This window comes from Ketobacter alkanivorans (genome assembly GCF_002863865.1).
GTDB classification, from domain to species: Bacteria; Pseudomonadota; Gammaproteobacteria; order Pseudomonadales; family Ketobacteraceae; genus Ketobacter; species Ketobacter alkanivorans.
Genome location: NZ_CP022684.1, coordinates 1634314 through 1651507, shown reverse-complemented (window position 1 = coordinate 1651507; position 17194 = coordinate 1634314). Strand labels below are relative to the sequence as shown.

Genomic DNA, 17194 nt, shown 5'->3' with positions numbered 1-17194 from the left:
AAGTGCGTCTGCCTCACAGGTTGTGGCAGTGTGTTTCATTGTTTGGTTCGGGGTCGTTATGATCAGTCCGTTTTTGAAATCTGTGTTAGTTCCATTCAGTCTTGGGGCGATATTGTTCAGCCCCCCCGCGCCCGCTGATCCTCTGTCTTTGCAGCAGGCCATCAACTTGGCGCAACGTTACGATCCATGGCTGCAAGGTAGCCTTCATGATCAGCGATCCATGGAGGACATGAGTGTCGCTTCTGGAGCACTGCCTGATCCCAAGGTCAGCTTGGCCTTTGCTAACCTACCCACAAATACATGGGACTTTGATCAGGAGCCGATGACCCAATTCAAGGTCGGCGTTAGTCAGATGTTCCCCCGTGGCGATCAGCGTGGGTTACAGCAAAAAAAGATGCAGCTGATGAGTCAGCGAATGCCCTTCGAGCGAGCTGAACGATTGGCGCAGATTCGGCTGCAGGTGAGCACAATGTGGCTGGATGCGTGGCAAGCCCAGCAATCAGTGGAGCTGATCAAACGTAATTACTATCTGTTTGAGCAAATGTCGGAGATCACGCAGAGCAGCTATGCCTCTGCCATGGGTCATACCCGACAACAGGATGTGATCCGTGCTCAGCTGGAACTGACGCGGTTGGAAGATCGGCTTGTTAGTCTGGAGCAGCAGCGTGACAGTAATTTTGCCGCATTGGGGCAATGGATCGCACAATTTGAAGGGGGGCCGACCAGTGAAGAGGATGCATTGATCGTGCAGCGGTCGGTTACATCGCTGCCTACAGAAGATCCAGAGCTTGCTGTTATTGCACCAGCGTGGTTGTTGCAGGAACAGAAAAGTGACTGGCAACAATTATCGCAGATCTTCATGGCGCATCCTTCAGTGCGTATGCTGGAACAAAAGATTTATGTCAGTCGTACGGAAGTGGATCTGGCGCAACAAAAATACAGCCCAGAGTGGGGTGTTAATGCGAGCTATGGGTATCGTGATGATGACCCTGTGGGCAGTGAACGGGCTGATTTCTTTTCAGTAGGCGTAACCTTGGATGTGCCCTTGTTTACTGCCAATCGCCAGGATCGCGAGGTGTCGGCGGCGGTTTCGAAAGTGGAATCGGTTAAAACCGAAAAATGGCTGCGGCTTAAATCCATGTTGTCGGGTTTCGAATCCATGCGAGCACAATGGCAGCGGCTTAATCAGCGGCATGAATTGTATCGCACTACATTGTTGCCCCAAGCCCACGAGCAGGCGGAAGCCTCCCTTACAGCCTATACCAATGAGAGCGGCGAATTTTCCGAGGTAATGCGTGCACGCATAGCGGAACTGAATGCACAAATTGACGCGCTGAATATCTTTGTGCAACAGAAAAAAGTTACCGCACACTTAAACTACTATTTTGCCAGCGCCGACCACGCGCAGCAGGGGGGATATCATCATGAATAAAATAGTAATAGGTGTATGGCTGTTGGTTGGTTGCTTCATTGGCGCGGGCTTGACCCTGGTCGTTGCGCCTAATCTGACAACAACTCCAGCCGGAGAGGTGTCACAGGCCAAACCGGAACCTCTGTATTGGGTGGCACCGATGGATCCGGGATACCGGCGAGATCAACCAGGCAAGTCCCCAATGGGTATGGATTTGATACCGGTTTATGCTGATGCTAGCACTGATAGCGGGCCTGGTACGGTGTCGATTTCGCCTGAAGTGGTCAACAATTTAGGGGTGCGGACAGTCAAGGCTCAAGCGGGAGCCCTATTAACCGAGATCAACACTGTTGGCTACGTGCAATACAACCAGGATAAGTTGATACATATCCACCCCAGGGTGCAAGGCTGGGTGGAAAAGTTATACCTGAAAGCCGAAGGCGACCCGGTACGGGCAGGCCAACCGCTTTATGATTTATATTCACCTGCTCTAGTAAACGCGCAAGAGGAAATGGTGTTGGCGTTAGAGCGAAACAACACCCGCTTAATAAGCGCGGCTCAGGATAGGCTGAGGGCGTTGCAATTGTCGGATACAACGATCCAGCAGCTGCGAAAAACCCGTAAGGTTCACCAGACCATAACGGTATATTCACCACAAGATGGCGTGATAGATAACCTCAATATTCGCGAAGGTTTTTTTATTCAGCCCGGTACCACGGTTATGTCAATCGGCTCGCTGGATGAAGTGTGGGTAGAGGCAGAGGTGTTTGAGCGGCAGGCATCGTTGGTCCAGGTAGGCGCTCCTGTGAGCATGACGTTGGATTACACACCAGGCAAGGAATGGCTGGGAAAGGTGGATTATGTCTATCCTACCCTGGATGAGAAGACCCGAACCATAAAACTGCGTATGCGCTTTGACAACCCAAATCGACAGTTGAAGCCCAATATGTTTGCCCAGGTTACCGTGCATGCTCAATCCAGTGACAGCGCGGTGCTGATCCCGCGAGAGGCATTGATCAGAACGGGGAAAGTGGATCGTGTAGTGTTGGCTTTGGGCGATGGACGCTTCAAATCGATAAATGTGCAGGTAGGGCGTATCGCTGAAAATAATGTTGAGATTCTGGCTGGCATAATGGTCGGTGATGATGTGGTTTCATCAGCGCAGTTCTTATTGGATTCGGAATCATCTAAAACTTCAGACTTCATGCGCATGCACTATGCAAGTGAGGCTAAGCAGAATGCCTCTGCTGAAGTCATGGGCGTTATTAGATCGATAGACGCAGCTTCGAGAAACCTGAATATTGATCGTGAAGCGATTCCCAAGTGGAATCGAGGTCCCGCCAATATGGATTTTAATGTCATGGACGGAGTTGACCTTGCTGGTCTGAAAGTCGGGATGCGCATCCACTTTATGTTTGAGGTGAGTGTTGAGGGTGAGTTTATGATCACCCGCATACATGCAATGCCGATTGAGCCGAAGGGTGCAGATCACGGAGCGATGAGCCATGATTGAAGCCATTATTCGTTGGTCTGTAATTAATCGTTTTTTTGTTTTGCTTGCAACGGTAATGATTGTCGGTATGGGGAGTTATGCCTTAAAACATACACCGGTTGATGCCATTCCCGACCTGTCGGATGTGCAGGTGATTATTAAAACCAGCTACCCAGGGCAGGCGCCTCAGGTGGTCGAAGATCAAGTTACCTATCCTCTCACCACTGCGATGTTGTCTGTTCCTGGTGCGGTAACCGTGCGAGGTTATTCATTCTTTGGTGATTCCTACGTATACGTGATATTTGACGAAAAAACAGACCTGTACTGGGCGCGCAGTCGCGTTCTGGAATATCTGAGTCAGGTTGCTGCAACCTTGCCACCTAATGCCAATCCGCAACTGGGGCCAGATGCCACTGGTGTGGGTTGGATCTATCTGTATGCGTTAGTGGATAGAAGCGGCCGCCACGACATCAGCCAGCTGCGCACACTGCAAGACTGGTTTTTGAAATTCGAACTGCAGACCGTGCCCGGCGTGTCTGAGGTGGCCTCAATTGGGGGCATGGTGAAGCAGTATCAGGTGAAAGTTAACCCCGATAAATTGCGGGCCTTCGGCATACCGTTGTCCCATATTCAGCTTGCCATTCGGCAAGGCAATCAGGAAGTGGGCGCCTCGGTTGTAGAAATGGCTGAGGCTGAATACATGGTGCGTGCCACAGGGTACATACAGGGCTCGGAAGATCTGGGTAATGTGCCATTGGGCGTAAATGAGAATGGAACCCCCCTGTTGCTAAAGGATGTAGCCGATATTGCCATTGGCCCCCAGATGCGAAGAGGTATCGCGGAGTTTAACGGTGAGGGCGAGACGGTGGGTGGTGTCGTGGTGATGCGCTTTGGTGAGAATGCTCAAAAAACCATTGAAGGCGTCAAGGAGAAGCTTGAACAGCTAAAGAAAGGATTGCCGGAGGGAGTAGAGTTAATACCGGTTTATGATCGGTCTGCACTTATTGAGCGAGCCGTAGATAATCTGTGGGAAAAATTAGCAGAGGAATTGATAATGGTTGCACTTGTTTGCATTGTGTTTCTTCTGCATGTGCGCTCCTCGCTTGTCGCTATCGTTAGTTTGCCCATCGGAATTTTGGTTGCGTTTATTATCATGCATTGGCAGGGTTTGAATGCCAATATTATGTCCCTGGGAGGGATTGCCATTGCGATTGGGGCAATGATAGATGGAGCCATTGTGCTTATTGAAAACATGCACAAGCATATGGAGCGTACCCCACTCACCAATGAAAATCGATGGAAGGTGGTGGCTGATTCGGCCAGCGAAGTTGGGCCGGCACTGTTTTTCAGCCTGTTGATAATCACGGTCAGCTTTATACCTGTGTTTACGTTGGAGGCGCAGGAGGGGCGAATGTTCGCACCACTAGCCTTTACTAAAACCTATGCTATGGCTGCTTCAGCCGCTTTGGCGATTACGCTGGTTCCGGTTCTTATGGGTTACTTCATCCGCGGTAAAGTAATTGCGGAGAGAAAGAACCCGATTAACGCCAGTATGATTTGGCTATATCGACCGGCAATCCGTATTTTGCTGACATACCCTAAGGCGACGGTAATGACGGCATTAGTGATTACAGCGGTGGGGCTTTTGCCAGTAAATAAGATCGGCAGCGAATTTATGCCACCACTGGATGAAGGGGATCTGATGTATATGCCCACAACTTATCCTGGTATTTCTATAGGCAAAGCTCGCCAACTGTTGCAGCAGACCGACAAGCTGATCCGTACCTTACCCGAGGTGGAGAATGTGTTCGGTAAAGTAGGTAGAGCTGAGACCGCAACCGATCCCGCACCGCTCACCATGATCGAGACCTTTATTCAACTGAAACCGAAAGATCAGTGGCGGCCTGGTGTTACGCCAGAAACATTAAAGTCGGAGCTGGATTCGCTGGTGAAATTGCCTGGTGTTACCAATGCCTGGGTTATGCCAATCAAAACTCGAATTGATATGTTGGCCACGGGGATCAAAACCCCAGTGGGTATTAAAGTGGCGGGGCCGGATCTCAACGTCATTCAAGATATCGGGCAGCAATTGGAAACCATCGTTGCAGGTGTGCCAGGTACTGCATCGGTGTATTCCGAACGGGTTGCTGGCGGTCGTTATCTGAAAGTGGATATACAACGGGAAAAGGCCGCGCGATACGGGCTTAATATTGTCGATGTGCAACAGGTTGTGGCAACGGCTATTGGGGGCATGAACGTTTCCCAAACGGTTGAGGGGTTGGAGCGTTATCCCATAAATTTACGCTACCCGCAGGATTACCGAGATAGCCCGGAAAGCTTATCTCTATTACCTATCATAACGCCATCAGGTCAGCGGGTTTCCCTGGCGGATGTTGCAAACGTCTATATAGAGCAAGGACCACCGGGTATAAAAAGTGAGAACGCGCGACTCAATGGATGGGTTTTTATCGATATTGAGGACGTCGACGTAGGTACTTATGTCGATCGAGCACGGGAAACAGTGGCTGCCGAACTTGATTTGCCGGCAGGATACTCTATTGGATGGGCTGGGCAGTATGAGTATATGCAGCGGGCCAAAGAGAAACTCACCTACGTGGTTCCTTTAACTCTGATGATTATTATAGTGCTGCTGTATATGAACTTCCGCAGCGTTGCTGAGGTGCTTATGATTATGGTTACTTTGCCGCTGGCCATGGTTGGCGGAGTATTGTTGATGTGGTTCGAGGGTTTTAATTTCTCGGTTGCGGCTGCAGTGGGTTTTATTGCTTTGGCGGGGGTGGCGGCGGAAACCGGCGTCATCATGCTTCAATATCTTAAGCAATCTTATCAGCAGTCGCTAGTAACAGATGATGGAGGTGACGAGCCCGAAGCCCGGCTACGTAATGCCATAATTAATGGTGCCAGTTTAAGGGTCAGGCCTGTGATGATGACAGCCATTGCAACCATTGTGGGTCTGATTCCTGTTATGTTTGGCGGTGGTACTGGGTCTGAGGTGATGAGTAGAATAGCCGCGCCGATGGTTGGTGGGATGATCACAGCAGTGTTGCTGACGCTATTTGTGCTTCCAGTTATCTATTTTCTTTCGTTGCGGTATTGGGGCAAGCGATGTGGTCTGTAAAATGGGCGGGTGGTGTGATTCCGGGGGGAGTTGATTTTTTGCAGGCCCAGCTCAGCATGGTTAGGTATGGCATTCATGCCCTTGACGTAATCACGCCAAACATTAGCCCCAACTCACAGTCCAGAACACCAAAGTAGCCATACAGGCATCGATGAGATTTTTCATTGTCACCTTGATCGAGTTATTGGCTCGGGTGCTCCTCGCTTGTGGTGTGACGGGTTAAATGTTTTTTGTTATTAATAGGTTTAGTAAGGTGCGCAAGATTGGTCAAGAAACGAACCGAGAGAGCCTGTATAGAATATTGGCTTTCTGCACGGCGATGGTGTTGTGTACAATAATGGTGCGTTTGTTTCTTAATTGATTCAGTCGCTTAAGTGGCTTGCATTCAGATAGTGCAGGCAAAATAGTAATATGTCATTTTGTTATTCGGTCGTGATTGCTCGCTTGCCGATTTGATTAGAGATTGAGACTCTCTTTGTTAATCAAGCTTAAGGTCAACCATAGTCGGAGATGGAATAAAACCTGAAAACTATGGGGCCTTTGATTTTCAGGCAGCCAATATATGACCTTGGCAAATCTTTTTGTGGCATAGTAGTTCGCGAGTATGATCCAGACAATATAGGGAAACCCCATGCAGTTTTTACGTACACATCGTTCCGTACGATATGCCTTTTTGTGGGCCATGATTACCCCGGTTTTTGTGTGGGCTGCATCGCCGGTAGGGGTTGTTGTTAAAACGGTACAACAAGAACAGATTGCAGATCCGCTGGAGGCTTTAGGTACTCTGAAGGCCAATGAAGTGGTCACTATTACTGCCAATGTTGCAGAAAGCGTTGAGGCGCTGTTGTTTGAAAGCGGTCAGCGGGTGACTAAAGGCGACATTTTGGTCAGATTGGAAAGTGCCGAAGAGAAAACAGTATTGCAGGAAGCACAGTACACGTTAAATGAAGCACAAGCACAGTTGGATCGGATCAAATCGGTAGCCAGTCGAGGTGATGCATCCCAATCATTGCTGGATGAGAAACGGCGTGAGTTTTATGTTGCCCGTGCGAGGGTGGCGGGGATAGAGTCCCGATTGGAGAACCGAACGGTACGTGCACCATTTTCCGGTGTTGTTGGGCTGCGTAATATCAGCCCCGGCGCATATGTGTCGCCTGGTGATGTAATCACTACGCTGGTGGACGATTCTCAAATGAAACTGGATTTTAATATACCTTCTCTGTTTTTGTCCTCTCTTAAACCTGGCATGACTATAGAGGGGCGCTCCCGAGCATTTGGACGCACCACTTTTAGGGGTGTAGTTGAATCGGTTGATAATCGGATTGACCCGCTGTCTCGTTCGATCACAGTGCGTGCCGTTCTGGATAATCCGCAGGGGCTATTGAAGGCCGGGTTGTTAATGGAGGTAACATTATTGAGCGATCCACGTACTGCGTTTGTTGTTCCTGAATCTGCCTTGGTACAGCAGAGGCATGAGCACTTTGTGTTTGTGGTTCGTGAAGGCAGCGATGGTTTATACGCGCAGCGACAACCAGTTGTTATTGGTGTTCGTTTAAAAGGGCGTGTTGAGATTAAGGAGGGTCTGAGTGCTACGGATCAGGTTGTATTGGATGGTAGCATGAAGTTGGAGCAAGGCACCCCCATTCGTTTAATGGACAGTTCTCCGGTAATAGGAAGCTAAAATGCTGATTTCAGACCTGTCTGTTAAACGGCCAGTATTTGCATCTGTGATTTCTTTGCTTCTGATTGCGTTTGGCATTGTTGCATTTGATCGCCTTTCTTTACGAGAGTATCCGCAAATCGATCCCCCTGTGGTCACCATTGATACCGGTTATCGTGGTGCCGCAGCCAGTGTGGTTGAGACGCGAATAACGCAGATAATTGAAGAGCGGATAGCGGGTATTGAAGGGATTCGCTATGTGGAATCCGTGAGTAGTGACGGTAATTCTCGTATCACCATCGAGTTTGAAATAGATCGTGATATTGATTCTGCCGCTAACGATGTGCGTGATCGCGTGGCGGGTATTTCAGACGATCTTCCTCCGGAGGCAGATCCACCGGAAATTCAGAAGCAAAGCGGCGACGATGATGTCATTGTTTGGCTGAATCTTGTGGGTGAAGGGATGACGGTGCCTGAGCTTTCTGATTATGCCGATCGCTATTTGGTGGATCGGTTTTCAGTGCTCAATGGTGTCGCTCGAGTACGAGTAGGTGGCGGGCAACGCTATGCCATGAGAGTGTGGCTTGATCGTAATCAGATGGCGGCAAGAGGGTTAACGGCCAATGATGTGGAAGCTGCCTTGCGCGCTGAAAACGTGGAGTTGCCTGCCGGAACGGTGGAAGGTGAGACTCGACAGTTAACTGTGCGGGTAAAGCGTACCTTTAGTAAAGTCGACGACTTTGCCAATCTTGTTTTAATGCGAGGTGATAATGGCTATCTGGTGCGTTTGGGGGATGTGGCGCGAGTAGAGAAGGGCACTGAAGAAAGTCGCGTTCTGTTTCGTGGCAATGGTATACCACAGGTAGGTATAGGCATCATCAAACAGTCCACTGCTAACACCATTGATGTGGCACGCGCTGCAAAGCGTGAACGTGAACGAATTAATGCCACACTGCCTGATAACATGAGCCTGGAGCAAAGCTATGATTCGTCTGTTTTTGTAGAAGATGCCGTTGCTCAAGTATACAGCACCTTGGCTATTGCGATTGGTTTAGTGGTGCTGATGATTTATCTGTTTCTTGGCAGTGCGCGCGCGATGCTGGTGCCTGCCGTAACGGTGCCGGTGTCTATTATTGCTACGTTCATAGCATTATTGATCTTTGGTTTTTCGGTTAATTTGCTCACGTTGTTGGCGCTGGTGCTTGCGATCGGGCTGGTGGTGGATGACGCCGTTGTGGTGCTGGAAAACGTGGTTCGTCGTATGCATGATTATGGTGAGCCTCCTTTGTTGGCTGCTTACCGCGGTGTACGACAGGTAGGTTTTGCCGTAATAGCAACAACGCTGGTTTTGGTTTCGGTATTTGTACCAATTGCCTTTCTTCAGGGTGACCTGGGGCGTCTTTTTTCTGAATTCGCCCTTACCATGACAGCGGCAGTATGCTTCTCGACTTTGATAGCACTCACTCTTTCTCCCATGTTGGCATCGAAGATTCTAAAGCAGAATGATCATAGCCCGGTGGTCCATGTTGTGGATAAAGCATTTAACTGGTTAAAGGCTGGGTATGGTCAAAGTATTCGTTTCTGTATGGGAGCCCCCTGGCTTGTGGTGGTGGCTTTTGTTGGAATTATCCTTGCGAGTTATTTATTATTCAAAGAAATTCCGTCGGAGTATTCTCCGAAAGAGGATCGCGGTGTGTTTTACCTGATCGTTAATGGCCCGGAAGGCGCCACCTACGAATACATGGAAAAGTACATGGATGAAATTGAACGCCGCATGATGCCATATGTCGATCAGGGCGAGATCACTCGTTTGCTGGTGAGAGCGCCTAGAGGATTTGGCAACCTGGAGAACTTTAACTCAGGTATCATTATCAATGTATTGAGTGATTGGGCGCAGCGCAGAAGTGGGTTTGAGATCATGAATGAAGTGCGCGAGAAATTGCAGGATTTACCTGGGGTGCGTGCATTTCCCGTGATGCGACAGGGGTTTGGTGCGCGAGCACAAAAGCCTGTGCAATTCGTTCTAGGGGGCGGAACTTATGAGCAGCTTTCTCAGTGGCGCGACATTCTGACAAATGAAATTAATAAGAATAATCCTGGTTTGTTAGGCATCGACTGGGATTATAAGGAAACCCAGCCCCAGCTTAATGTGGTGATTGACTACAACCGGGCAGCTGATTTGGGTGTTTCAGTTGGTGATATTGGCCGTACGTTGGAGACCATGCTGGGCTCACGCCGTGTGACTAATTATGTAGATCAGGGTGAAGAGTATGATGTGATATTGGAAGGAGAAAGAAGTAATCAGAACACACCTATTAGCCTGCAGAATATCTATGTAAAGTCAGGGCGTTTAGGGCAGTTGATCCCATTATCTAATTTGGTAAAACTGGAAGAGTTTGCCGGGGCCACCTCTTTAAATCGTTATAACAGGGTGCGTGCTATAACGTTAGAGGCAAACTTGGCAGATGATCTTCCGCTAGGAAGCGCCTTAACCTACCTCGAGGATCTGGCTCGGGCAAAGCTACCTGAGAGCGTAAATATTGATTACAAAGGTCAATCACGGGATTACCAGTTCGCAGGTGAGAGTATAATGTTTATATTTTTCCTGGGTGTAATCGTGACCTATCTGGTATTGGCGGCTCAGTTTGAAAGCTATGTGCATCCTTTCATTATCATGCTTACGGTACCCCTGGCTATGTGTGGTGGGTTGCTGGGGTTATACCTTACGAATGGCTCTTTGAATATCTATTCCCAAATTGGGTTGATGATGCTGGTTGGGCTGGCATCGAAGAACGGTATTTTGATTGTGGAATTTGCCAATCAACTGAGAGATCAGGGGATGCCGTTTAAGGATGCGATACTGGAGGCAACGCAAGTGCGATTTCGCCCTATATTGATCACCGGTATCACCACTGCTGCAGGCTCCATTCCGCTGATTATGTCCAGTGGCGCTGGTTCTGAGACTCGAATGGTAATCGGGGTGGTGGTGTTGGCTGGAACTCTTGCCGCAACAGTGTTCACATTGTTTGTGGTGCCGGTTGCATACGAGCTGCTTGCGCGTAAGACCGGCTCACCTGGGGATGTTGCGCGACGGTTATCATCTCAAGAGGGCGAGTTTCCACAATAGAACTCGAGGCGTTTTCACAGTTAAGTACAATGCGATGGCATTCTGGTCATTCGAATAGTCATCGCTACGTCAATCAATAAAGGTCTGACAGATTTGACAGTTGTTAGACCTTCCTTCGAAAAAAGCCTTTTATATCAGTAGTATAGCGATTTCCTCAATTGTTGCCCTTGATTGCTGTCCAGGTAGCGTTTGCATGTTGTCTACATTTTGTTGTTGACAGGTGGGCAGTTATGTCTCTAAATATGCCTGCGTCCATATAAAATTCATATATTGTCCATATGTTGTTTTTGTCAGGGCAGGCGCTAAAGAGGAGTGATAACCATGAAACAGTATCGAATCGGTGCTATTGCCAAATTAACCGGGTTGTCTGTACATAATTTGCGGGTCTGGGAAAAACGTCACAGTGCCGTTCATACCGAACGTACCGAAAGTGGTCGCCGAGTTTACAGTGAAGAGGCGCTAAACCGTTTGAAGCTGCTGAAGGCGTGCGTGGATAATGGATTAGCCATAAGCTCAGTAGCAGGAATGAGTGACGCTGAGCTGCGTGACACTCTGTTAGAGTTTGGCAAGTTGGAATCAAAGGTGGCGGCAGCCAAACCTTCGTTGAAGGTGTGCTTCGTGGGTAATGAAATTTTGCCTTCATTGGAACAAACCATTCAGCAATACCTGAACGTTAAAGATATTGAGCGGTATGCTACGTTGTCAGAGTTTGAATCCATCTACAGCGGTGTTGAATACGATTTGCTTATGTTGGATGTTCCCTCTTTTAGTGCGGTAGAGGCTAAAGCGCTCGGTGCGTGTATAAAGAAAGTGACAGCACGCAATGTTGTTTTATCTTATCGCTTTGCACGCCAGCAGGATGTTAGTTATTTGCGTACGTTGGGCGTCAGAATGCTGAAGGCTCCTCTGGATCGTATCGAGTTGCATACGATGCTGAGCGACTTGGCAAATCCTCAGCACAGGAGCGCCAAGATCCTGCCAATGCGTCGGGCACCTTCACGACAATTCACCGACACTGCATTGAGCAAGGCGGCTAATCTCACATCCAGTATTGATTGTGAGTGCCCTCATCACATGGCTGAACTCATAAAGAGTTTGGTGGCGTTCGAGCAATACAGCGCTCAATGTCAGAACAAAGACAAAGCCAGCGAAGATTTGCATCGCCACATATACATGCGTACTGCTGAGGCCAGAGAAATAATGGAAACATTATTGCAATCGGTATTGGAGCAAGAAGGAATCGATCTCGACCTGGTGGAAGCCTAAAGTTGTTCATGGTTACTACCAGATCGATAGATCTTACTTAGGGGGGGCGGAGCAGGCGCTTATCGGGTTTCCAGCACCTCCCTGGCGGCTCTTAGCCCTGAACGTACAGCTCCCTCCATGTACCCTGCCCAGTAATCAGAAGTCTCTGTGCCGGCCCAAAAGACATTGCCAAGAGGGGCGCGAAGATGCTGTTGCCAGAAGCCTGTGATTGCGCCAGGTACGGCACCACCAAAAAGAGCCCCTTTCAATACGGCGCGTCGGGTTAGTTCCCTATTGTTGAGTTTGTTCTTCTATCTAATTGGGAGGCATAAACTACCCCGATAGGACTGCTTTGAAAGAGTACCTGATGAGACAGCATCATAAAATCCCTATATCCATTGTTCCAGATCAATTCCGTTTTGTAGGCTCCATGCAAAAGTGGTGAGAGTTCTATCAAGGAACATTGGAGAGGTGGCAATGCCCCAGGAATCTGCGCAGAAGGTGACGATTGATGGTAACGAAGCGGTTGCTTATATTGCTCACAAAACAAACGAAGTCATAGCGATTTATCCTATTACACCAGCTTCGGCAATGGGTGAGCATGCTGATGCGTGGTCTGCCCAGGGAAAACCCAATATATTTGGGAGTGTTCCGCAAATCATTGAAATGCAAAGTGAAGCAGGGGCCGCAGGGGCAATACATGGCGCCTTGCAAGCGGGGACATTAGCCACAACGTTTACTGCATCCCAGGGCTTGCTGTTAATGCTGCCTAATATGTACAAGATTGCGGGCGAATTGACCCCGGCTGTGTTTCATATTGCCGCGCGTTCGATCGCGGCGCAGGCACTATCCATATTCGCTGATCACAGTGATGTAATGTCGGCGCGCGGTACAGGGTTTGCCATTGTCGCGTCGAATTCGGTGCAGGAAGCCCATGATATGGCGTTGATCACCCAGGCCGTATCTTTGCGTAGTCGCATCCCGGTGTTGCATTTTTTTGATGGGTTCCGCACTTCCCATGAGGTGGCCAAAATAGATTTGATTGGTGACGAAGTAATTGACGCGATGATAGATCGAGATGCAATCCAGCAGCATCGCAAGCGGGCACTTTCCCCAGATCATCCGGTAATTCGAGGTACATCGCAGAACCCGGATGTATTCTTTCAAGCTCGCGAAACCGTGAACCCATACTATGATGCGTTCCCTCAGATAATGCAGCAGGCAATGAACGAGTTCGCGGATTTAACTGGGCGTCAATATCAGTTGTTTGATTACGAGGGAGCTGCTGATGCTGAAAGGGTGATTATCGTCATGGGGTCAGGGGCGGAAACGGTGGCCGAAACCGTGATCAACCTGGCATCTGGCGGCGAAAAAGTGGGTGTGCTTAAGCCGCGCTTGTATCGGCCTTTTAATGGCGAGGCTTTAATGGCCGCGTTACCCATAACAACCAAAGCAATAGCTGTACTGGATCGTACCAAGGAGCCGGGAGCAGAGGGTGAGCCATTGTACAAGGATGTGGCCGCAGCAGTCATGGAGGCATTATGCGATGACAGACTTCCTTTTGCCGCAATGCCTAAAATAGTCGGCGGGCGATTTGGTCTATCTTCTAAAGAGTTTACTCCAGGGATGGTGTGCTCGATATTTGACAATTTAAAAAATGCCAAGCCTAAAAATCAGTTCACGGTTGGCATCAATGACGACGTTGGTCATCATAGTTTGCCTTGGGATGAGGGCAAAGGGGTTAATGCTAACCAAGATACAATAGAATGTTTGTTTTACGGCTTAGGCTCAGATGGTACTGTCAGCGCTAACAAGAACAGCATCAAAATCATTGGCGAGTGTACAGACCTGCATGCTCAGGGATACTTTGTCTATGACTCAAAAAAATCGGGCGCTGTTACCGTTTCTCACCTACGGTTTGGTAAACAGCCGATTCGTTCAGCCTATCTGATTGCAGATAATAGTGCGCAGTATATTGGTTGTCACCAAACTGTGTTTCTTGAGAAGTATGACATGCTAAAGAAAGCTGCTATGAATGCAGTGTTTGTTTTAAATAGTGCATTGTCAGAGCAGCAAGTATGGGCGTCTTTGCCACGCTCAGCCCAGAAGAACATTATTGAAAAGAAAATCAGGTTCTATGTCATTGATGCCTATGCTGTGGCACAGGAAAGCGGTATGGGGCGTAGGATCAATACAGTGATGCAAACCTGCTTTTTTGCAATATCCGGAGTGCTTCCAAAAGAAGATGCTATTGCACAGATCAAAGCGTCAGTAGAAAAAACCTATGGCCGCAAAGGACGGCATATTACGCAACGTAATTTTGAAGCCATTGATAATACGTTGGCAGCCATCCAAGAAGTCATTGTGCCCAAGGAGATCTGCTCTCTGATTGAGCTTCATGAGGTTGGTGCGCAGGAGAGCAATCCTTTTTTGAGAAATGTGACTGCAGAGATCATTGCCGGGCGGGGTGATCTGATCCCCGTTAGCCTGTTGCCTGTAGATGGTACCTATCCCACAGGAACGGCGAGAATAGAGAAACGTAACATCGGTTTGGAGATCCCGGTGTGGGACGAGTCAATCTGTACTCACTGTGGTAAATGTGCGTTCGTATGTCCACATGGAGTGATCCGAAGCAAAGCGTTTCCAGCAAGCGCGCTTAAAGCTGCTCCAGAGGCATTTAAGCACGTTCAGATTCTGGGTAAGGATTATGAGGCAAGCACTCATATCAGTTATCAGGTCGCACCAGAGGATTGCACTGGTTGTTCGTTGTGTGTGGACATTTGTCCAATTCGTGACAAGAGTAACGCAAGCCATAAAGCGCTCAATATGGCACCGATAGGGCCTTTGAAAGAGCAAGAGAAGCTCAATTGGGAGTACTTTCTCTCGTTACCTAATATCGATCGAACAGAGGTAAAAGAGTCCACAATGAAGGGCTCTATGCTGTTGGATACACTGTTCGAGTTTTCAGGTGCATGCTCAGGCTGTGGTGAAACGCCGTACATAAAGTTGGCCAGCCAACTGTTTGGTGATCGGATGCTGGTGGCCAATGCCACAGGGTGCTCTTCTATTTACGGGGGGAATTTGCCTACAACACCGTGGACGAAAAACGCAGAAGGTAGAGGGCCGGCATGGAATAACTCATTGTTTGAAGATAACGCAGAGTTTGGCTTGGGGATTCGGGCAGGTTATGATCAGCAGCGTTTGATTGCTGAAGATTGCATGCTGAATTTGAAAGGGCGTTTAGATCCAGCTTTAGTGAGTGGCATCTTGGCATGCAAGCAGGAAAGCGAAGCGGACATTTATGAACAACGGGAACGTGTCGAGCAGTTACGTGCTCAGATAGCACGAATCGATGAGCCTTCAGCTCGTCAATTAGAGTCGGTTCTGGATGCCTTGGTAAAGAAAAGTGTCTGGATTATAGGGGGAGATGGCTGGGCATATGATATTGGATTCGGTGGCTTGGATCATGTGTTGGCTTCGGGCCGGGATGTAAATATCCTGGTACTGGATACAGAGGTGTATTCCAATACCGGTGGTCAGACTTCGAAAGCTACGCCGCGCGGAGCGGTTGCTAAGTTTTCCGCCAGTGGTAAGGCCACAGCTAAAAAAGATTTGGCCAGGATAGCGATGATTTATGAGAACGTGTACGTTGCCCATGTGGCCTATGGTGCAAAAGATGTACATACACTACATACATTTCTTGAAGCAGAATCCTATCCCGGGCCTTCGCTCATCATAGCTTATGCGCCATGCATCGCTCATGGAGTGGATATGAGCCATAATCACCGGCAGCAGAATCTGGCGGTGGATTCCGGCCACTGGCCTCTATTCAGATTTGATCCGCGCAGGGCAGAACAAGGTGTTAATCCGCTGAAGCTGGATTCAAAGCCAGCTTCAATCGATTACGCAGATTTTGTTAAAAGTGAAACCCGTTTCAATATGCTTTGGAATACCAGCCCTGACCGTGCGGATGCGTTATTGAACCAGGCGCGTCAGGAAGTCAAAACGCGCTTTGAACGGTATCAACAGCTCGCATCGCTTGATTGGAATAAGGAGCAAAAATAATGATGGATCTGACGACATCGTATTGTGGTTTGACGTTAAAAAATCCGTTGGTGCCATCATCCAGCCCCTTAACCCGCAATCTGGATAGTGCGCGTCGTCTGGAAGATGCAGGCGCGTCGGCTTTGATTTTACCCTCACTTTTTGAGGAGGAGCTGATTTATGAGCAAGAACACATGCACCGCTTTATGGACATGCAGGATATTGGTCACCATGAGGCCGATAGCTTTCTGCCGGTATCACATCAGTATGCATCTAAGTTGGATCAAGCGCTGGAGAATATAAGCCGTTTCAAGTCTTCTTTGTCTATTCCTGTGATTGCCAGCCTGAATGGAGTTTCCGATAGTGGCTGGATTGAGCATGCTAAAGATCTTGAGTCTGCCGGGTGTGATGCTATTGAGCTGAATTTATATGGAATTAACGCAGATCGACATGATAGCAGTGATAGTATCGAGCACGCTTATCTGAGCATTGTTAGGCGTATGGTGGAAGCAATTAAAGTGCCTTGCGTTGTTAAATTATCAAATCAGGTGACAGGCCTTGGCCATTTTGTTTCACAACTTGAAAGTGCAGGCGTTAGAGGGGTGTCGCTGTTTAACCGGTTTTATCAACCTGATATCGATCTTGAAACTTTGCAGATAAACCCACAACTGAGTCTTTCTGACTCTAACGAATCGTTGCTGCGTATACGTTGGTTGGCAATGTTACGTCCGCAAGTCAGGATGACCCTGGCTGCCACGGGTGGCTTTCACCGTTATGAGGATGTGATGAAAGCATTGCTGGCAGGTGGCGATGTGGTGCATCTGTGCTCTGTGCTGCTGCAACAAGGTGAACATGCCATTCATCACATTATAAGCGACATGACACAATGGATGGAGGAGAAGGAATACGAATCTATACAGCAGTTGAAAGGTAGTTTGAGCTACCAGAATGCTGTCAATCCCAATGGCTATGAACGAGCCAACTATTTGGATGTGTTAGATAGTTATACTCCAAAAAGTGGTGTTCATTATTAAAAAGGGGTGATCGAATGATCACCCCTTGACTGTTTTTGACAA

The 17194-nt window shown here is 48.5% G+C and carries 9 protein-coding genes; 8 read left to right on the top strand and 1 reads right to left on the bottom strand.

Annotated elements, in window-relative coordinates:
• The first annotated feature begins 58 nt into the window (after positions 1-58).
• The 6 genes from Kalk_RS07080 to Kalk_RS07055 all read left to right on the top strand — a co-directional run bounded on the left by Kalk_RS07080 (position 59) and on the right by Kalk_RS07055 (position 12095).
• The gene (locus Kalk_RS07080; protein WP_199768024.1) at positions 59-1432 is read left to right on the top strand and encodes a TolC family protein; all 1374 of its coding nucleotides are present in this window, start codon (positions 59-61) and stop codon (positions 1430-1432) included.
• Complete coding sequence (locus Kalk_RS07075; RefSeq protein ID WP_101893521.1) at positions 1425-2924, top strand: efflux RND transporter periplasmic adaptor subunit; 1500 nt, start codon at positions 1425-1427, stop codon at positions 2922-2924. The genes Kalk_RS07080 and Kalk_RS07075 overlap by 8 nt, the downstream gene beginning before the upstream one ends.
• Positions 2917-6042, top strand: a complete 3126-nt coding sequence (locus Kalk_RS07070) for an efflux RND transporter permease subunit (RefSeq protein WP_101893520.1) — start codon at positions 2917-2919, stop codon at positions 6040-6042. Before Kalk_RS07075 ends, Kalk_RS07070 begins: the two co-directional genes overlap by 8 nt.
• 631 nt (positions 6043-6673) lie before the next feature.
• On the top strand, positions 6674-7723 hold the full coding sequence (locus tag Kalk_RS07065) for an efflux RND transporter periplasmic adaptor subunit (RefSeq protein ID WP_101893519.1): 1050 nt from the start codon (positions 6674-6676) through the stop codon (positions 7721-7723).
• A gap of 1 nt (position 7724) precedes the next feature.
• A complete protein-coding gene (locus Kalk_RS07060) occupies positions 7725-10829 on the top strand; it encodes an efflux RND transporter permease subunit (RefSeq protein ID WP_101893518.1) in 3105 nt (1034 codons plus the stop codon).
• Between the two features lie 321 nt (positions 10830-11150).
• A complete protein-coding gene (locus tag Kalk_RS07055; protein WP_101893517.1) occupies positions 11151-12095 on the top strand; it encodes a MerR family transcriptional regulator in 945 nt (314 codons plus the stop codon).
• Between the two features lie 59 nt (positions 12096-12154).
• Here Kalk_RS07055 and Kalk_RS07050 read toward each other — a convergent pair whose 3' ends face one another.
• Entirely contained in the window at positions 12155-12343 is a 189-nt protein-coding gene (locus Kalk_RS07050; protein WP_101893516.1) for an FAD-dependent oxidoreductase, read from the bottom strand.
• 208 nt (positions 12344-12551) lie between these two features.
• Here Kalk_RS07050 and nifJ point away from each other — a divergent pair, with 208 nt between their 5' ends.
• Both nifJ and Kalk_RS07040 read left to right on the top strand, forming a co-directional pair.
• Positions 12552-16139 (top strand): pyruvate:ferredoxin (flavodoxin) oxidoreductase, encoded by a 3588-nt coding sequence (gene nifJ / locus Kalk_RS07045; protein ID WP_101893515.1) that lies wholly within the window; start codon positions 12552-12554, stop codon positions 16137-16139.
• A complete protein-coding gene (locus Kalk_RS07040; RefSeq protein ID WP_101893514.1) occupies positions 16139-17152 on the top strand; it encodes a dihydroorotate dehydrogenase-like protein in 1014 nt (337 codons plus the stop codon). Before nifJ ends, Kalk_RS07040 begins: the two co-directional genes overlap by 1 nt.
• Positions 17153-17194 lie beyond the last annotated feature (42 nt).